We start from the raw sequence: 18,971 nt of genomic DNA on the forward strand, positions 1-18,971 counted from the left end.
GTCAGTGAATTCCGTAGGCATGGGTTCTGGGCGCCACGTCTGGCTGGGCAGCGAGCTCGCTGGCCCCGGGGCCGTGGCGATTGAGCAGACGCTCGGTACGTGGGTACTGGCCGTATTCGGCGATAAAACTCAGCAGCTCGGTGTAGGTGCGTCCACTGTGACCCAGGGCTGCGTCACGCAGCCCTTGGGGTAAACGCGCCTCCTGGCTGGCCTGCAACAGCCGCTGGTGAGCGGCACACAGGTAGTCGGCGCTCTCGTGCGGCTGGTTGAGGCGCAGGTGCAGGTCGGCCAGGTTGTGATGGGCGATGACGAATGCAGCCACCGCTTCGTCGACGTCATGCCAGCGCTCGAACAGCACCTGCGCCAGCGCCAGGGCTTGCAGGTAGTGTTCCCGGGCGTCGACCAACTCGCCTTGTTCGAACAGGCGGTTGGCGGTTTCCGTAGTGCGTTTCCAGTGCTGCATGGTTGTCTCCTGAGCGGTGACGCAGTGTCAGATACCGCCAGCGGTGAGTTTTTCCGGGTCCAGCAGTGCTTCCAGCTGGTCGCGCGACAGGTCGGTGTGTTCCAGCGCCACGTCGATGATCGGGCGCCCCTGCTTGTAGGCGGTCTTGGCGATTTCGGCGGCCTTGAGGTAGCCGATAATCGGGTTCAGCGCAGTGACCAGAATCGGGTTGCGCGCCAGAGCTTCCTTGAGCTTGCCCTCGTTGACCTTGAACGTGGCGATGGCCTTGTCGGCCAGCAGACGGCTGACGTTGGCCATCAGCTCGATGCTTTCCAGCAGGTTGCGGGCGATCACCGGCAGCATCACGTTCAGCTCGAAGTTGCCGGACTGGCCAGCGACAGCGATGGTGGCGTCGTTGCCGATCACCTGGGCAGCAACCATGGCGGTGGCCTCAGGAATCACCGGGTTGACCTTGCCAGGCATGATCGAAGAGCCCGGTTGCAGGCCTTGCAGCTCGATTTCGCCCAGGCCGGCGAGCGGGCCGGAGTTCATCCAGCGCAGGTCGTTGGCGATCTTCATCAGCGCCACGGCAGTGGTCTTGAGCTGGCCAGACAGCGCCACGGCAGTGTCTTGCGAGCCGATCAGGGCGAACAGGTTCTGGCCCGGGGTGAACTCGACCTGGGTCAGGCCGCTGAGCTGGCGGGCGAAACCGGCCGCGAACTGTGGGTGGGCGTTGATGCCGGTACCCACGGCAGTGCCACCTTGGGCCAGCGCCTGCAAGCTCGGCAGGGTCGCTTCGATGTGCGCCTTGGCAGCGTTGATCTGCGCGGCCCAGCCATCCAGCACCTGGCTCATGCGCACCGGCATGGCGTCCATCAAGTGGGTACGGCCGGTTTTCACGTACTGATGCACCTGCACCGACTTGGTCTCGATCACCTGCACCAGGTGGCTCAGGGCCGGAAGCAGTTGTTCGTTCAGGGCCAGTGCAGCACTGACGTGAATGGTGGTCGGGATGATGTCGTTGCTGCTCTGGCCACAGTTGACGTGGTCGTTGGCGTTCACCGCATCACCCAGTACACGGCTGGCCAGGGTGGCGATCACCTCGTTGGCGTTCATGTTCGAGCTGGTGCCGGAGCCGGTCTGGAACACATCTACCGGGAAATGCTGGATGAAGTCCTCGGCCAGCAGTTGCTCGACCGCCTTGACGATGGCATTGCCCTGCGCGGCAGACAATTGCTCCAGCTCGACGTTGGCCTTGGCGGCAGCCGCCTTGGCCAGCAACAGCGCGCGAATGAACTGGGCCGGCATGCGCTGGCCGCTGACCGGGAAGTTGTCGACCGCGCGCTGGGTCTGGGCACCGTACAGGGCCTTGGCCGGCACCTGCAGTTCGCCCATGCTGTCACGCTCGATACGGGTATCACTCATCATCAAATCCTTGCATCAGTTCATCGGGGGAAATCGACGGCAGCAGGCGGCAATTGGCCAACTGCAGGGCGTAGGGCTGCCAGCGCTGGTTCTGTTCCTGGCGATCGAGATTGCGCAGGTCCAGCAAGGGGCGCCAGGCCTGGTCCAGGCACAGGCAGCGCCAATGCCAGGGCAGCATGCGGTCGCGGGCGGTATCCAGTAACAGGCGCAAGGAGGTCAGTGCCACCGTCCATGGCGAGGTTTCGGTGCAGCACACCAGATAGCGGCCCTCGGCCAGGTAATGCTCGATCAGGCGTGGCTCGTCGGGTTCGAGCGCACAGCGGATGCGCCGGCTGAGCCAGCGCCAGTTTTCCAGGTAGGGCAGTTCGCGGAGGACGGGTTTCATGAACATCATCGCCGGGTTACTGGATAATGATATTCATTATTAAGTGATAAACAGAATCACTTCAAGAAAAAGGTGATGAAACAAAAAACCCGGCGCAGGGCCGGGTCTTCTGAATTGCCAAGGTATCTGGAACGAATCAGCTACCCGCTACAGTCATTCGCTCAATCAGTACAGAACCCGTGTGAATGTTGCTACGGGTTTCGAGATCACTCCCGATCGCGACAATTTGCTGGAACATGTCCTTCATATTGCCGGCAATGGTCACTTCCTGCACCGCGTGCTGGATCTCGCCGTTCTCAACCCAGAAGCCTGCCGCACCACGGGAATAATCCCCGGTCACCATGTTCAGGCCATGCCCCATCAGCTCGGTGACCAGCAGGCCACGGCCCATGCGGCGGATCAGTGCTGCCTGGTCTTCGACACCATGGCTGACGTACAGGTTATGCACGCCACCGGCGTTGGCAGTACTTGGCAAGCCCAGCTTGCGCCCGGAATACGTGCCCAGCAGGTACGACACCAGCTCGCCTTTGTCGACGAACGGCTTGGCATAGGTGGCCAGGCCGTCACCATCGAATGCGGCGCTGCCCAGCGCTCGCGGAATGTGCGGGCGCTCGTCGAGGGTTAGCCAGGAGGGGAACAGGCGCTGGCCAATGGTCCCTTCAAGGAATGACGATTTGCGGTAAAGATTGCCGCCGGAAATGGCCGAGAGGAAGCTGCCGAACAGGCCGCCGGCCAGCTCGGCGGAAAACAGCACCGGCACCTCGCAAGTGGGCACCGGGCGCGCGCCCAGGCGGCTGGCGGCACGCTGGGCAGCGCGTACACCGATACTGCGCGGATCGGCGAGCAGGTTGCCTTGGCGGTTTACGTCATACCAATAGTCGCGCTGCATCTGGCCGTCGCCTTCGGCGATCATGACGCAGCTCAGGCTGTGCCGGGTCGAAGCGTAGCCCCCGATGAAGCCATGGCTGTTGCCATACACGCGGCAGCCCTGGTGGGTATTGAGGGTGGTGCCATCGGCATTGAGGATGCGCGGGTCGGCATCGAACGCCGCAGCCTCGCAGGCCAGGGCCATCTCGATGGCCTTCTCGGGCTCAATGTCCCAGTCGTGATAAAGGTCCAGGTCCGGGATGTCCCGGGCCATCAACGCGGCGTCCGCAAGGCCCGAGCATTCGTCCTCGGAAGTATGCTTGGCAATGGCCAACGCCGCAGCGACGGTTTCGCGGATCGCGTCCGGGCCACTGGCCGAAGTGCTGGCCGAACCTTTGCGCTGGCCAACGTAGAGGGTAATGCCAAAGCCCTGGTCGCGATTGAACTCAACGGTCTCGACCTCACGCTGGCGTACCGTGGTGGACAGGCCCTGCTCCAGCGACACGGCCACTTCGCAGGCACTGGCCCCTTGGCGGCGAGCCTCGGCGATGATTGCCTCGACCTGCTCCTGCAATGCTGGCAGGTCTTTCGGACCTACGCTCTGGACTGCACTCATGGTTCTCTCCACTCAAATTCTGCGTTCGGCGAGGGTCATTCTACGACCGGGCCGGACAAGCGGCCCCCGACTGGTTATCATGGCGGCGATTTCTAGCGGACTGCCACCATGGTTGATTCAAACGACGACGCCTTCGACGGCGAAAAAAGCAAAACCCAGATCAAGCGCGAACTGCATGCGCTGGTCGAACTTGGCGAGCGCCTGACCACGCTCAAGGCCGATACCCTGGCACGCCTGCCGTTGACCGACGAGCTGCGCAAAGCACTGGCTGAAGCCAGCAAGCACACCGCTCATGGCGCCCGTAAGCGCCACATGTCGTTCGTCGGCAAGCTGATGCGCGTACAGGACCTGGATGCCATCCACGCCTTGCTCGAACAGATGGACAGCTCGACTCGCCAGTACAACGAGCGATTCCACAACCTGGAGCGCTGGCGTGACCGGCTGATCGACGGTAACGACGAAGACCTCGAGCGTTTCGTCAACGAGTACCCCGAAACCGATCGCCAGCAAATGCGTTCGCTGGTGCGCCATGCTCAACACGAAAAGGCCCGGAACAAGCCACCTGCCGCTGCGCGCAAGGTGTTCAAGTACATCCGCGACCTCGACGAGTTGCAGCGCGGGTTGCGCTGACCCCTTGGGGGCCGCTTTGCGGCCCCCAAAAGCCATCACGCCCCGGTACCGCCCACGGTAATCGCATCCAGCTTCAAGGTAGGCTGCCCTACCCCCACCGGCACCGACTGCCCGTCCTTGCCGCATGTGCCCACTCCGCTGTCCAGCGCCAGGTCGTTACCGACCATCGACACCCGGCTCATCGCCTCAGGACCATTGCCGATCAGGGTTGCGCCTTTCACAGGTGCAGTAATCTTGCCGTCTTCGATCAGGTAGGCCTCACTGGTCGAGAACACGAACTTGCCGCTGGTGATGTCCACCTGGCCGCCGCCCAGATTGGCGCAGTAGATCCCTTTTTTCACCGATGCAATGATTTCTTGCGGATCGCTTTCGCCAGCCCGCATGTAGGTATTGGTCATGCGTGGCATCGGCAGGTGTGCGTAGGATTCGCGGCGCCCGTTACCGGTCACCGCCATGCCCATCAGGCGTGCGTTCAGCTTGTCCTGCATGTAGCCCTTGAGCACCCCGTTCTCGATCAACGTGGTGCACTCGGTCGGGGTACCTTCGTCATCGACGCTCAGCGAACCACGGCGGCCCTCAAGCGTGCCATCGTCAACGATGGTGCACAGGCTCGATGCCACTTTCTCGCCGATACGGCCGCTGAAAGCCGAACTGCCCTTGCGGTTGAAGTCACCTTCCAGGCCATGGCCGACAGCCTCGTGCAACAGCACACCCGACCACCCCGAACCCAACACCACCGGCAAGGTACCGGCCGGAGCCGGAATCGCTTCCAGGTTCACCAGGGCCTGACGCAGCGCTTCACGGGCATAGCCCATCACGCGCTCTTCAGTGAAGAAGCGGTAGTCGGTACGCCCACCACCACCCTGCCCGCCGCGTTCGCGCCGGCCGTTCTGCTCGACGATGACGCTGACGTTGAAGCGCACCAGCGGACGCACGTCGGCAGCCAGGCTGCCATCGGCCGCCGCAATCAGGATACGCTCCCAAACCCCGGCCATGCTCACACTGACCTGCTGAATTCGCGGGTCCAGGGCACGGGTGGCGGCGTCGACACGCTTGAGCAGTTCGACCTTTTCCGCACGGCTCAGTACATCCAGCGGGTTGTCTGCCGCATACAGGGCTGTGACGTCCTGGCTGCGGAAGGCCTGCACCGTTCCGTTTTGACCGGCACGGGAAATGGAACGGGCGGCGCGCGCCGCCGAGGTCAGCGCCTCGAGGTTGATTGCATTGCTGTAGGCGAACCCGGTCTTTTCACCGGACTGGGCACGCACGCCCACGCCCTGGTCGAGGTTGAAACTGCCCTCTTTGACGATGCCATCTTCCAGCGCCCAGGTTTCCGAGATCTGGCCCTGGAAATACAGGTCGGCGGCGTCGATGCCGGGGCCAGCCAACTCACCCAGCACGCTCTGCAGGCTGTCCAGGGTCAAGCCGCCTGGGGCCAGGAGCTGCTCACTGACGGTGGATAACATCTGGCTCATAGTCACTCCGCGGTGTGCGCAGGCCGCAACGCGCCCTGCGAGAAAAAGCGCCGGTGCGATACCACCGGCATGCGCGCCCGAATGGACGCTTGTTCTTCAATGTCGCGCTCGGCAAGCAGTACCGCTTCGCCTTGCGCCTGTTCTGCAACGATGCGCCCCCAAGGGTCGACAATCGCCGCATGCCCATGGGTTTCCCGTGGGCCTGGGTGGGTGCCTCCCTGCGCCGCAGCCAGCAGGTAGCACTGGGTCTCGATGGCTCGGGCGCGTACCAGTACCTCCCAATGGGCCGCGCCTGTCACTGCCGTAAAGGCAGCCGGCGCAGTGATCAGCTCCGCGCCGGCAGCACGCAGTGCGCTGTACAGCTCGGGGAAGCGCAAGTCGTAGCACACGCTCAACCCCAGCCGCCCGACCGGCGTATCAGCCACCACCACCTGAGCACCATGGGCGTAGTCGTCCGACTCACGGTAACGGCCACGGTTGTCGGCAACATCCACGTCAAACAGGTGCAGCTTGTCATAACGTGCCGCGACCTCGCCGTGTTCATCGATCAACAGCGAGCAGGCATGGGCCTTGGCCTCGGGCTGGCCGACCGGTGGCAAGGGCAAGGTACCGGCAACAATCCATAACTTGAGGTCACGGGCGGTGCGTTTCAACCATGGCAGGATCGGCCCTTCACCCAACGCTTCGGCACGGCCGATGGCAGCGGCATCCTTACGGCCCATGGCAGCGAAATTTTCTGGCAGCACGGCCAGCCGTGCGCCGCCCATCGCGGCCTGCTCCAACAGGGCACCGGCACGTTGCAGGTTGTCCAGCACATCGTCCTGGCTGACCATCTGGATTACCGCTGCCTTCATGGGCACTCCTAGCGGGATTTCTCGAAAGGTTTCACAAAGGTGATTCTAGGCTCTTTAACCGGTCCTTCGACACGGTAGTGCACACTGGCAAAGCGCGAAACACGGTCACCGATCAACCGATCGACCAGGAACAAGGCGCCACCTACAGCCGGCGCGCCGACAATCAGTGCCGCCAGCGGCAGGTTGTTGGTAACCGGCAGGCTGACCTGCAGATTGGCATCAATCCGGTCGCGCACCATGTCCAGGGTCCCATCCAGCTCGAAATTGCTCGACGGGCCGGTCACGCTGATGGGCTCGCGGGTCACATACACCCCGTCACTGGCCACCAGCAGGCCCTTGACCCGGTCATAGGCCAGGCCTTTCTCGAACAGGTCGGAGAAGTCCAGACGCAGGCGTCGGCCAATGGAGTTGAAGTTGAGCAGGCCGAATACCCGCAACGCCTGGGCGCTGCCTTCAACCTCGACGAACTGGCCGGTACGCAGTGCCGCGTCCATGCTGCCCGAGAAGCGCTCCAGCCCGACCGCAGCCGGCGAACCCGGCCAGCGGCCATCCACATCCAGGCGGAAATCGCGGCTGGTCACGGTCGGGGCAAAGCCCCAGGCCTTGAGTACATCGGCCAGGTTCTTACCGTCCAGGCGCCCTTTGTACCAGCTGCTGGTCTTACCCGTTTCGCCTTCCCAGCCACCGCCGCCGTCGATACGCAGGCCTTTGAAGTCGAGGTCGATATCACGGGCGCTAACACCACGCGCGGTGGGTCGCAACTTGATCGAGGCACTGCCGAACAAGTCGTCGCCGCGGTACAGCTTGTCGATGCTCAGGTCCAGCGCCGGGACCTTGCGCGGGTCGAACGAGGCCAGCGGATCGGGGCCATCCTCAGCTTGCGCCTGGGCAGGGTCGGCCGCCGGCAAACGCAAGGTTTGCATGCGCACCACCATGGGCGATCCTTTGGCATCCGGCACGCGTGCGTTACCTATCACTTCCTTGCTGTCAAGGCGCAGGTCCCAAGCCTGACCGCCTCGTGCCAGCCTCACCACTGCCTGATTCAGGTCCATGCCAAAGGCTTTCAACTGGCCAATGCTCAGGTCTACGCTTTGCAGGTTTTGCCGCGCGCTGCCACCGGGGTCGTCGCCCGCCAGGCGCGCTGCCTGCTCTTGCCAAGGTGCCAGGTCCAAAGCCTCCAGGCGGCCACGTATCCGCAGGCCTTGACCGGCCGGCACTTGAGCGTTACCGGCGCCCAGCAACAACTCACCGCGCCCCTGGGCCAGTGCGTCGGCCGGCGCGGCATAAGCAAAGCGGGCAAGGTCGGTGTAGGCGGCATCGAAGCGACGCTCCGCCCCCTGCAGGTTCATGCTGAAACGGCTGTCGCGGGTATCCGCCACCGCTTTGCCGAACGGTGCCGGCAGGTCGATTGCCAGGCCCTTGAGGTTGGAAGTGACGCTCAGGCTGTTTTCCCGGCTACCCAGGTTGACCTGTAGCTGGTAAGGCAAGTCGCCGGAGGCCGGTAGGGCCTGCTTGAACTGCAGCCATTCGGTCAACGCCTTGAGCGACACCTGGCCATTGGCATTAATGCGGGTCTGCATCTGGCCGGCCTGGCCTTCAGCAGTGATTTGCGCCGTTACCGGCTTGCCGAAGGCTTGCAGGCTGATGCCCTTGCCGCTCAGGCCTTTGTCGAAATCAAAGCTGAAATCACCCTTCAGGCGGTTCAACTCCAGGCTCGGCGGGGCGACTTTCAGCCGCGCATCGTTGGTGGCGAAGTCCACCTGTACTTTCGGTCGCGGCCCATGGGCCAAGGGGATATCGAGCTTGACCTTGCCCTTCAGCGGCCCTTCACCCTCCCAGCCGGCGAAAATCTCACCGGTACCGATTGGCGCTTCCTTGAGAATTTTCAGCCCATCGCCCAGGGTGCCGTCGAAGTCTCCATCCAGGTACAGGTGGCTGTGCTGATCACCGTCGACATGCGGGATATCGACCGTCACATCGCTGACCTTGGTGTCGAGCAACACGCCGCGTTGGGCCTTGATGCGCACACCGCTGTCCTCGATGAACACATCGCCATCCACGTGCTGCACCTGCGGCCAGCCAGGCTGGAAGTCCAGGGCGGCATCGCGCACCTTGAAGAACAGGCTGATACTGCGTGCTTCGGGAGCCGCGCCATGATTCAGCGAGCCCTGGTACTGGAAGTAGCCTTCATCCACCGTGCCCTTGACGATCGCGCTGCGCAACCACTCGTCGAGGGCCGGGCTGAGCACCTCGGGCAAGTACTTGGCGGTATAGCGGCCATCGCCTTCGGTCAGGCCGACGCGCAGGTCCATGTAGTCCTCGCGGCCTTCCTCGAACAACAGGCGAATCAGGAAATCACCGGCGACCTTGCCCTCTTCGCCCAGCACCTTGAGGTACGGCGCAATCAGGGTGAAACCGTCTTTGTCCAAGGCCCAGGTCAGGCGTGCATTGGCCTTCTGGTAGTGCCAGGGCTTGGCGAAGATCGGGTACAGATGCAGCATGAACGCCTCCGTATCCAACCGCAGCTCACCATGGCCCAGGTCACCGCTGATGCTGCCGCTGACGTTACCGGCAGCCGGGGCATTGTGATAGGCATCGAAACCGACCTTTTCCAGGTTGGCCTCGAACTGCAGGCGTTTGTCGCCCTCGGCTTTCGGCCGGGCCTCCAACCGCACATTGCGCAGCGCGCCGGTTACTTTCAGGCCATCGACCACGGCCATGACCTTCTCAGGCAACGGCGCCAAAGCATCGATCAACGGGGTCAAGGGCGTGAGATCGAGCCGGTCGGCCTGCACCCGCCAGTTTTCATCGGCTGCGTTCTCGCCCGGGCGCTGCTGCAACTGCAAGTGCGACTCCCAGCGGGCCTTGCCGATGTCCATGGCCAGGGAGTCGACCACCACATCGAAGCCTTGATCCCGGCGCTGGAACCAGGCGCCCAGGGCCAGGTTGCTCAGCGTGGCAGCCTTGCGGCCGGTATAGGCACCCCGCAGTTCAGGCGCGTTAAGCCGCACCACAGCCTGCTGCAACTGCCCTTTGCGCCAATCGACCCAGAACTCGCCACCCGCTCGCAACGCTTCAGCTTGCCACTCACCGAGCAGGCGTGGTGGCAACCAGCGCGCCCAGTCACTTTGCGGTAGGCTCAGGTAGGCCTCCACCTGGCCATCACGCCAGGCCTTGGCTGACACACGGCTTTGCAGGTTCAGCGACAGAGGCTGGCCATCCGGCAAGGTGGCGCGCAACTCCAGCACTTGCCGTGAAGCACCCGCCTGCAGGCCGGCGCTGACATAGGTGAGGGTGAGCGGGTCACGCTGCCAGGGGTGCAAGGTGACCAGGCTGTCGAACACATCGACGCGGCCCAATTGACGCAGGCGCTGCAGCAGGTCGGCGGGGTCGAGTGGTGCGTCGTCTTTTTTCGGCAGGCCTTCGAGGTTCCAGGCGCCCTGCTCGTTCTCGCGCAAGATCAGTTGCAGGCCGCCCAGCTGAATGCGCGCCAGGCGCACTTCACGGGCGGTAAGGCTGGCCCAGACATCAGGCACCACCTTCACGTCATCCAGGCGCAACGCCGTAGCGCCTTCGCCCAGTTGCAGGTCGCGCACCCGCAGCACCGGAGCCAGCCCGCTCCACCGGCCCTCAAGGGCACCGACATGCACCGGCAGGCCCAGCGCCTGCTCGGCCTTGCTTTCCACATCGGCGCGGTACTCGGCCACCAGCGGCACCAGTTCGCGACCGAGGCTGACATACAGCGCCACCAACACCGCCAACAGGGCGCATAAGCCCAGCCCCCAGCGGGTCAAGGCGACAAGAACGCGGGTCAGACGTCCCATGGCCATGGCCCTCCAAGTCGTTTATCCATGATGGCTGGTAGCGGCAGTTTTGCCAGCCCGACCATCCTGCGGCGTGTTCTGGAAAGCCTCAGAGCAGCACCACGTCGTATTGTTCCTGCGAATACATCGACTCGACCTGGAAGCGAATGGTTCGACCGATGAAAGCCTCCAGCTCAGCGACGTTGCCAGACTCTTCATCCAGCAGGCGGTCGACCACCTTCTGGTTGGCCAGTACACGGTAGCCCTCAGCCTGATAGGCCCGGGCCTCACGCAGGATCTCACGGAAGATCTCGTAACAAATGGTCTCGGGGGTTTTCAGTTTGCCGCGCCCCTGGCAGGCCAGGCAGGGCTCACACAGCACCTGCTCCAGGCTTTCACGGGTGCGCTTGCGGGTCATCTGCACCAGGCCCAGCTCGGTAATACCGATGATGTTGGTCTTGGCGTGATCGCGCTCCAGCTGTTTTTCCAGGGTGCGCAGCACCTGGCGCTGGTGCTCTTCATCTTCCATGTCGATGAAGTCGATGATGATGATGCCGCCGATATTGCGCAGACGCAGTTGCCGGGCGATGGCGGTGGCGGCTTCCAGGTTGGTCTTGAAGATGGTCTCTTCCAGGTTGCGATGGCCGACGAACGCGCCGGTGTTCACATCGATGGTGGTCATCGCTTCGGCCGGGTCGACCACCAGATAGCCACCCGACTTGAGCGGCACCTTGCGCTCCAGCGCACGCTGGATCTCGTCTTCAACGCCGTATAGGTCGAAGATCGGTCGCTCGCCCGGGTAGTGCTCGAGGCGGTCGGCGATTTCCGGCATCAGTTCGCCAACGAACTGCGTGGTTTTCTGGAAGGTTTCCCGCGAGTCGATACGGATCTTCTCGATCTTCGGGTTGACCAGGTCGCGCAGCGTGCGCAGGGCCAGGCCCAGGTCTTCGTAGATGACCGTGGGCGCGCCGCAGGTCTTGATCTGGGTGCCAATCTGCTCCCACAGGCGACGCAGGTAGCGGATATCCTGCAGGATTTCTTCAGCACGTGCGCCTTCGGCGGCGGTGCGCAGGATAAAGCCACCGGCATCCTTGATGTTTTCACTTTCCATGCAGCCGCTGACCACCTGCTTGAGGCGATCACGCTCGGCTTCGTCTTCAATCTTCAGCGATATGCCAACATGGCTGCTGCGGGGCATGTACACCAGGTAGCGCGAAGGGATCGACAACTGGGTGGTCAGGCGCGCGCCCTTGGTGCCGATCGGGTCCTTGGTCACCTGCACCACCAAGGCCTGGCCTTCATGGACCAGGGCGGTGATGTTCTCTACCGCCGAGCCTTCGCGCTGGGAAATTTCCGAGGCATGGATGAACGCTGCGCGCTCCAGGCCAATGTCGACGAAGGCCGCCTGCATGCCTGGCAGCACGCGCACCACCTTGCCCTTGTAGATATTGCCAACAATGCCACGGCGCTGGGTGCGCTCGACGTGCACCTCCTGCAGTACCCCGTTTTCCACCACCGCCACACGTGACTCCATCGGGGTGATGTTGATCAGGATCTCTTCACTCATGGCCGGCTCTCGTCAAAGGTCTTTTGTAATGATGGATGGCGTATGCATTGCTGGCTACTGCAGGTTTGTTACCTCTGGCGTATGCGCCGGCGATTGCCAGCAGGCAACGCCGAACTGGCCAAGCAAATCGGCCGTTTCGCTGAGGGGCAGGCCGACCACCGCCGAGTAGCTGCCGGACAGGCCAGTGACGAACACCGCGCCCAGGCCCTGGATGGCGTAGCCACCCGCCTTGTCCGCTGGTTCGCCGCTGGCCCAGTAGCGCTGCGCTTCATCGTCGCTGATCGCACGGAAGCGCACATGGCTGGTGACGCTCAAGCTTTGAACACGCTGGCCATCGGTGAGGGCGACGGCGGTCAGTACCTGATGCTCGCGGCCTGACAGGTCGGCCAGCATGGCCAAGGCATCTTCGCGGCTTTCCGGCTTGCCGAGAATACGACCATCGAGCACCACGGCGGTGTCTGCGCCCAGCACGACAGCCGGGCCCTCGACACTGGCCAGGCCGGCGGCAGCCTTGGCCCGGGCCAGGCGTTCGACGTAGGCCTGGGCGCTTTCGTCGGGCAGCGGGGTTTCATCGATGGGAGCACTGACAACGCTGAACGGCACGCCGATCTGGGTCAGCAGTTCACGACGACGGGGCGAGCCGGAGGCCAGGTATAGCGGGTTCATGCAGACATCTCCCTGTCAGTGTCGACGTCGCCGTCAGTTGATATGCAAGCGTCGGCGCAGGTCGCGCAGGGCAAAGCTGATCCACGGCCAGAGCAAGGCACTGATGACCGCCGACCAGACCAGCGCCAAGGTAGGCAGGCGATTGCCGGTCAGTGCGCTGAGCCACAGCTGGATCAATTGGGCGATGCCGAAGATCACCAGGATGACCAGGCTCTGCTGCCACATGGGGAACATGCGCAAGCGCTGTTGCAGCGACAGCACCAGGAAGGTGATGAGGGTCAGGATAAGTGCGTTCTGCCCCAGCAGGGTTCCATACAGCACGTCCTCGGCCAGGCCCAGCACGAACGCGGTGGTCATGCCGACCTTGTTCGGCACGGCCAGGGTCCAGAACGACACCAGCAAGGCCAGCCACATGGGCCGGAACACTTCCATGAACTGCGGCATGGGCGAGACGCTGAGCAGCAGGCCAATAGCAAAAGTCAGCCAGATGACCCAGCCGTTGTTGCGGCGCGATGCAGGCATCATTGCCTCCGGGTGTGAGCGGGTGCGGCAGGCGCGGCAGCCGGCGTGGCAGGGGCAGCCGCCGGAGCTGCTGGCTGAGCGGCCGGCGCGGCGGGGGCGGCCGTCGTGGCCGGTACAACGGGCGCAGTGCTGGTTGGCACGCCCTGCTCGCCCGGGCTTACCGGCTGGCCAGGGGCCGAGGCGCCCTTGCGGTCAGCTTCTTCCTGGGCGATAGCTGCATCGGTAGCACGCTGTTCAGGGGTACGCCGGTCACTGAACACCAGCAGCATGTAGCGGCTGCGATTGAGCGCGGCGGTGGGGATGGCGCGCACGATGGCGAACGGCTGGCCGGAATCGTGAATCACTTCGTTGACCGTGGCCACCGGATAACCTGCCGGGAAGCGCTGACCCATGCCGGAGCTGACCAGCAGGTCGCCTTCCTTGATGTCGGCGGTATCGGCCACATGGCGCAGTTCCAGGCGCTCTGGGTTGCCCGTGCCGCTGGCAATGGCGCGCAGGCCGTTGCGGTTGACCTGCACCGGAATGCTGTGGGTAGTGTCGGTCAGCAGCAGCACCCGCGAGGTGTAGGGCATCAGTTCGACCACCTGGCCCATCAGGCCCCGGGCATCAAGCACCGGCTGGCCAAGGAACACGCCGTCACGCTCGCCCTTGTTGATCAGGATGCGGTGGGTGAACGGGTTGGGGTCGACACCGATCAGCTCGGCCACTTCGACCTTTTCGTTGACCAGCGCCGAAGAGTTCAGCAACTCGCGCAGGCGCACGTTCTGCTCGGTCAGGGCCGCCAGCTTTTGCAGGCGCCCCTGCAGCAGCAGGGCCTCGGTCTTGAGCTTTTCGTTTTCGGCGATCAGTTCGTTGCGGCTGCCGAACTGGCCGGCCACACCTTGCCACGCACGCTGCGGCAGGTCGGTGATCCAGTACGACTCCATCAGTACCACGCCCATCTGGCTGCGCACGGGTTTGAGCACGTCAAAGCGCGCGTCGACAACCATCAACGCGACCGACATCACCACCAGAACGAGCAGGCGAACGCCCAGCGAAGGGCCCTTGGAGAAAAGCGGTTTAATGGGCCGTTCCTCGTGGACGACTCAGGAGGTCATTGGACATGGGACAACGCACCAGCCTGGTTGCGGGTTGACGGATACGGCGCCCTGAATGGGCGCCAGCCCAGCACATACAGGTAGCACTGTGCGTACTACCTGTAAACCGGGCGCTCGCGAACAGCAAGTGGGATCACTCGCTGGAGAGCAGGTCCATCGCGTGCTTGTCCATCATCTCCAGAGCGCGACCGCCACCACGGGCGACACAGGTCAGCGGGTCTTCGGCGACGATCACCGGCAGGCCGGTTTCCTGGGCCAGCAGCTTGTCGAGGTCACGCAGCAGCGCGCCACCACCGGTCAGCACCAGGCCACGTTCGGCGATATCCGAAGCCAGCTCGGGCGGCGACTGCTCCAGGGCGCTCTTGACCGCCTGGACGATGGTCGCCAGCGATTCCTGCAGCGCTTCGAGCACTTCGTTGGAGTTCAGGGTGAAGGCACGCGGTACGCCCTCGGCCAGATTACGGCCGCGCACGTCGACTTCGCGCACTTCGCCGCCCGGGTAGGCGGTACCGATTTCCTGCTTGATGCGCTCGGCGGTGGACTCACCGATCAGGCTGCCGTAGTTGCGGCGCACGTAGGTGACGATGGCTTCGTCGAAGCGGTCGCCGCCAACGCGGACGGATTCGGCATAAACCACGCCGTTCAGCGAGATGAGGGCGATTTCAGTGGTACCACCACCGATATCGACGACCATCGAGCCGCGGGCTTCTTCAACTGGCAGGCCGGCACCGATTGCGGCAGCCATGGGTTCTTCGATCAGGAACACTTCACGGGCACCGGCACCCAGGGCCGACTCGCGAATGGCGCGGCGCTCTACCTGGGTCGACTTGCACGGCACGCAGATCAGCACACGCGGGCTTGGCTGCAGGAAGCTGTTCTCGTGAACCTTGTTGATAAAATATTGCAACATTTTTTCGCACACGCTGAAGTCGGCGATGACGCCGTCCTTCATCGGACGAATGGCAGCAATGTTGCCAGGCGTACGGCCCAGCATGCGTTTGGCTTCGGTACCGACGGCGACAACGCTTTTCTGGTTGCCATGGGTACGGATGGCAACAACCGAGGGCTCATTCAGGACGATACCGCGCTCACGCACGTAAATAAGGGTGTTGGCAGTACCCAGGTCGATGGAAAGATCGCTGGAAAACATGCCACGCAGTTTCTTGAACATGGGAAAGTGACCCTGGGGAAAGCGTGGGTAAAAAAGTGCGGCAAACTCTAACAATGGCAGGGATTTTGGGCAAGGAGCCAATATGTTAAATTGGCTGTTTTTCCGAGCACGCCAGCAGAAATTCGCGGCCGTTAGACCGTCAGAAAGCTGACATGTTCCTCACTGCGGACCCAAATTCCGTTCTTTGTTTCCCCTGGAGATCCCCATGGCGCTTGAACGCTGCGACGTGGAAAAGATCGCCCATCTGGCCCGCCTGGGCCTGAATGATGGCGAACTGCCACGCATTACTGACGCCCTGAACAGCATTCTCGGGCTGGTCGACCAGATGCAAGCGGTCGATACCACTGGCATCGAACCCCTGGCCCACCCCCTGGAGGCCAGCCAGCGCCTGCGCCCCGACCAGGTCACCGAAAGCAACCAGCGTGATGCCTACCAAGCAATCGCGCCATCGACCGAAAGCGGTCTGTACCTGGTTCCCAAAGTCATCGAGTAAGGGATAGAGCCTGCCATGCATCAATTGACCCTGGCCGAGATCGCCCGCGGACTCGCCGACAAGTCGTTTTCTTCCGAAGAGCTGACCGGCGCCCTACTGGCGCGCATCAAGCAGCTCGACCCTCAGATCAACAGCTTCATCAGCGTCACCGAAGACCTGGCCCTGGGCCAGGCGCGTGCCGCCGACGCCCGTCGCGCCGCTGGCGAAACCGGCGCGCTGCTGGGTGCCCCCATCGCCCACAAGGACCTGTTCTGCACCAACGGCGTGCGCACCAGCTGCGGCTCGAAGATGCTCGACAACTTCAAGGCGCCGTATGACGCCACCGTGGTCGCCAAGCTGGCCGAAGCCGGCATGGTCACCCTGGGCAAGACCAACATGGACGAATTCGCCATGGGGTCGGCCAACGAATCCAGCCACTACGGCGCGGTGAAGAACCCGTGGAACCTCGAACACGTTCCGGGCGGCTCGTCGGGTGGTTCGGCCGCTGCCGTGGCTGCACGCCTGCTGCCGGCCACCACCGGCACCGACACCGGCGGCTCGATCCGCCAGCCGGCAGCACTGACCAACCTCACCGGTCTCAAGCCGACGTACGGTCGCGTTTCGCGCTGGGGCATGATCGCCTACGCCTCCAGCCTCGACCAGGGTGGCCCGCTGGCCCGCACTGCCGAGGACTGCGCCCTGCTGCTGCAAGGCATGGCCGGTTTCGACGCCAAGGACTCCACCAGCATCGAAGAGCCGGTGCCGGACTACAGCGCCAACCTCAACGCCTCGCTGCAGGGCCTGCGCATCGGCCTGCCGAAGGAATACTTCGGCGCCGGCCTCGACCCACGCATCGCCGACCTGGTCCAGGCCAGCGTCAAGGAGCTGGAAAAGCTCGGCGCCGTGGTCAAGGAAATCAGCCTGCCGAACATGCAGCACGCCATCCCGGCCTACTACGTGATCGCTCCGGCTGAAGCCTCCTCTAACCTGTCGCGCTTCGACGGCGTGCGCTTCGGCTACCGCTGCGAAGCACCGAAGGACCTCACCGACCTGTACAAGCGCTCCCGTGGCGAAGGCTTCGGCGTTGAAGTACAGCGCCGTATCATGGTTGGTACCTACGCCCTGTCGGCCGGCTACTACGACGCCTACTACGTGAAGGCGCAGCAAATCCGCCGCCTGATCAAGAACGACTTCATGGCCGCCTTCAACGACGTCGACCTGATCCTCGGCCCGACCACGCCAAACCCGGCCTGGAAGCTTGGCGCCAAGAGCAGCGACCCGGTCGCCGCCTACCTGGAAGACGTCTACACCATCACCGCCAACCTGGCGGGCCTGCCGGGCCTGTCGATGCCGGCCGGCTTCGTCGACGGCCTGCCGGTCGGCGTGCAGTTGCTGGCGCCGTACTTCCAGGAAGGTCGCCTGCTCAACGTCGCGCACCGCTACCAGCAAGTGACCGACTGGCACACCCGCGCCCCCAAAGGCTTCTGAGGAATTCACACATGCAATGGGAAGTTGTGATCGGGCTGGAAATCCACACTCAGCTCGCCACCCAGTCGAAGATCTTCTCCGGCAGCGCCACCACCTTCGGCTCCGAGCCGAACACCCAGGCCAGCCTGGTTGACTTAGGGATGCCTGGCGTACTGCCGGTGCTGAACCAGGAAGCCGTGCGCATGGCGTGCATGTTCGGCCTGGCCATCGATGCCGAAATCGGCAAGCGCAACGTGTTCGCGCGCAAGAACTACTTTTACCCAGACCTGCCCAAGGGTTACCAGATCAGCCAGATGGACCTGCCGATCGTCGGCAAGGGCCACCTGGACATCGCCCTGGAGGACGGCACTATCAAGCGCATCGGGGTCACCCGCGCGCACCTTGAAGAAGACGCCGGCAAGAGCCTGCACGAAGACTTCAGCGGCTCCACCGGCATTGACCTGAACCGCGCCGGCACACCGCTGCTGGAAATCGTCTCCGAGCCGGACATGCGCAGCGCCAAGGAAGCCGTGGCCTACGTCAAGGCTATCCACGCACTGGTGCGCTACCTGGGCATCTGCGACGGCAACATGGCCGAAGGCTCGCTGCGTTGCGACTGCAACGTGTCGATCCGCCCGAAAGGCCAGGCCGAATTCGGCACCCGCTGCGAGATCAAGAACGTCAACTCGTTCCGCTTCATCGAGCGCGCGATCAACAGCGAAATCCAGCGCCAGATCGACCTGATCGAAGACGGCGGTAAGGTGGTGCAGGAAACCCGCCTGTACGACCCGAACAAGGACGAAACCCGCTCCATGCGCAGCAAGGAGGAAGCCAACGACTACCGTTACTTCCCCGACCCGGACCTGCTGCCGGTGGTCATCGAGGACAGCTTCCTCGAAACCGTCCGCGCCGGCCTGCCGGAACTGCCACCGCAGAAGGTCGAGCGCTTCCAGAGCCAGTACGGCCTGTCGGCCTACGACGCCAACGTGCTGGCGTCCAGCCGCGAACAGGCTGACTACTTCGAAGAAGTGGTCAAGATCGGTGGCGATGCCAAGCTGGCCGCCAACTGGGTCATGGTCGAACTGGGCAGCCTGCTGAACAAGCTGGGTGTCGAAATCGACCAGGCGCCCGTCAGCGCTGCACAACTGGGTGGCATGCTGCTGCGCATCCGCGACAACACCATCAGCGGCAAAATTGCCAAGACCGTGTTCGAGGCCATGGCCGCCGGTGAAGGCGATGCCGACAGCATCATCGAGAGCAAAGGCCTGAAGCAGGTCACCGACACCGGTGCGATCGACAAGATGCTCGACGAGATGCTGGCAGCCAATGCCGAGCAGGTTGAACAGTACCGCGCGGCCGATGAAGCCAAGCGAGGCAAGATGTTCGGCTTCTTTGTCGGCCAGGCGATGAAGGCATCGAAGGGCAAGGCTAACCCTGGGCAAGTGAACCAATTGCTCAAGGCCAAGCTCGAAGGCTGACCTGATTATCGGCGAGGGCTTCGCCCTCGTTCGC

At 63.4% G+C, this 18,971-nt stretch carries 16 protein-coding genes; 4 read left to right on the top strand and 12 right to left on the bottom strand.

Annotation, left to right across the window (positions count from 1 at the left end; genetic code table 11):
• Position 1 precedes the first annotated feature (1 nt).
• From D8767_RS24250 to pmbA, 4 genes are all read right to left on the bottom strand, one after another.
• A complete protein-coding gene (locus tag D8767_RS24250) occupies positions 2-463 on the bottom strand; it encodes a hypothetical protein (RefSeq protein ID WP_016713144.1) in 462 nt (153 codons plus the stop codon).
• Positions 464-490: 27 nt separating this feature from the next.
• Entirely contained in the window at positions 491-1,867 is a 1,377-nt protein-coding gene (locus D8767_RS24255) for a lyase family protein (RefSeq protein ID WP_028698946.1), read from the bottom strand.
• The gene (locus D8767_RS24260; protein WP_016713146.1) at positions 1,860-2,261 is read right to left on the bottom strand and encodes a hypothetical protein; all 402 of its coding nucleotides are present in this window, start codon (positions 2,259-2,261) and stop codon (positions 1,860-1,862) included. Before D8767_RS24260 ends, D8767_RS24255 begins: the two co-directional genes overlap by 8 nt.
• 127 nt (positions 2,262-2,388) lie before the next feature.
• Positions 2,389-3,735, bottom strand: coding sequence for a metalloprotease PmbA (gene pmbA, locus D8767_RS24265; RefSeq protein WP_019099450.1), 1,347 nt, complete (start codon positions 3,733-3,735; stop codon positions 2,389-2,391).
• A gap of 108 nt (positions 3,736-3,843) precedes the next feature.
• Between pmbA and yjgA the strand changes: the two genes are divergently transcribed.
• The gene (gene yjgA / locus D8767_RS24270; protein ID WP_016713148.1) at positions 3,844-4,365 is read left to right on the top strand and encodes a ribosome biogenesis factor YjgA; all 522 of its coding nucleotides are present in this window, start codon (positions 3,844-3,846) and stop codon (positions 4,363-4,365) included.
• Between the two features lie 35 nt (positions 4,366-4,400).
• Here yjgA and tldD read toward each other — a convergent pair whose 3' ends face one another.
• The 8 genes from tldD to mreB all read right to left on the bottom strand — a co-directional run bounded on the left by tldD (position 4,401) and on the right by mreB (position 15,520).
• Positions 4,401-5,840, bottom strand: a complete 1,440-nt coding sequence (tldD, locus tag D8767_RS24275) for a metalloprotease TldD (RefSeq protein WP_016713149.1) — start codon at positions 5,838-5,840, stop codon at positions 4,401-4,403.
• A gap of 2 nt (positions 5,841-5,842) precedes the next feature.
• Positions 5,843-6,694 carry a carbon-nitrogen hydrolase family protein gene (locus tag D8767_RS24280; protein ID WP_016713150.1) on the bottom strand — a complete coding sequence of 284 codons (852 nt, stop codon included), beginning with the start codon at positions 6,692-6,694 and terminating at the stop codon, positions 5,843-5,845.
• 8 nt (positions 6,695-6,702) lie between these two features.
• Positions 6,703-10,524 (bottom strand): YhdP family protein, encoded by a 3,822-nt coding sequence (locus D8767_RS24285; protein ID WP_016713151.1) that lies wholly within the window; start codon positions 10,522-10,524, stop codon positions 6,703-6,705.
• An 82-nt stretch (positions 10,525-10,606) separates the two neighbouring features.
• On the bottom strand, positions 10,607-12,064 hold the full coding sequence (gene rng / locus D8767_RS24290; RefSeq protein WP_016713152.1) for a ribonuclease G: 1,458 nt from the start codon (positions 12,062-12,064) through the stop codon (positions 10,607-10,609).
• A gap of 54 nt (positions 12,065-12,118) precedes the next feature.
• On the bottom strand, positions 12,119-12,730 hold the full coding sequence (locus D8767_RS24295; protein ID WP_016713153.1) for a nucleoside triphosphate pyrophosphatase: 612 nt from the start codon (positions 12,728-12,730) through the stop codon (positions 12,119-12,121).
• Between the two features lie 33 nt (positions 12,731-12,763).
• Positions 12,764-13,252, bottom strand: a complete 489-nt coding sequence (gene mreD, locus D8767_RS24300; RefSeq protein ID WP_016713154.1) for a rod shape-determining protein MreD — start codon at positions 13,250-13,252, stop codon at positions 12,764-12,766.
• The gene (gene mreC, locus D8767_RS24305; protein WP_028698944.1) at positions 13,252-14,256 is read right to left on the bottom strand and encodes a rod shape-determining protein MreC; all 1,005 of its coding nucleotides are present in this window, start codon (positions 14,254-14,256) and stop codon (positions 13,252-13,254) included. Before mreC ends, mreD begins: the two co-directional genes overlap by 1 nt.
• Before the next feature lie 226 nt (positions 14,257-14,482).
• On the bottom strand, positions 14,483-15,520 hold the full coding sequence (gene mreB / locus D8767_RS24310; protein WP_003255163.1) for a rod shape-determining protein MreB: 1,038 nt from the start codon (positions 15,518-15,520) through the stop codon (positions 14,483-14,485).
• 205 nt (positions 15,521-15,725) lie between these two features.
• Here mreB and gatC point away from each other — a divergent pair, with 205 nt between their 5' ends.
• Genes gatC through gatB form a run of 3 tightly spaced genes read left to right on the top strand, consistent with a single transcriptional unit; the run spans position 15,726 to position 18,937 of the window.
• On the top strand, positions 15,726-16,013 hold the full coding sequence (gatC, locus tag D8767_RS24315; RefSeq protein WP_003255165.1) for an Asp-tRNA(Asn)/Glu-tRNA(Gln) amidotransferase subunit GatC: 288 nt from the start codon (positions 15,726-15,728) through the stop codon (positions 16,011-16,013).
• A gap of 15 nt (positions 16,014-16,028) precedes the next feature.
• The gene (gene gatA, locus D8767_RS24320; protein WP_016713157.1) at positions 16,029-17,480 is read left to right on the top strand and encodes an Asp-tRNA(Asn)/Glu-tRNA(Gln) amidotransferase subunit GatA; all 1,452 of its coding nucleotides are present in this window, start codon (positions 16,029-16,031) and stop codon (positions 17,478-17,480) included.
• 11 nt (positions 17,481-17,491) lie between these two features.
• Positions 17,492-18,937 (top strand): Asp-tRNA(Asn)/Glu-tRNA(Gln) amidotransferase subunit GatB, encoded by a 1,446-nt coding sequence (gene gatB, locus D8767_RS24325; protein WP_016713158.1) that lies wholly within the window; start codon positions 17,492-17,494, stop codon positions 18,935-18,937.
• The last annotated feature ends 34 nt before the right edge of the window (positions 18,938-18,971 follow it).

This window comes from Pseudomonas sp. LTGT-11-2Z (genome assembly GCF_003691445.1).
Taxonomy (GTDB): domain Bacteria; phylum Pseudomonadota; class Gammaproteobacteria; order Pseudomonadales; family Pseudomonadaceae; genus Aquipseudomonas; species Aquipseudomonas monteilii.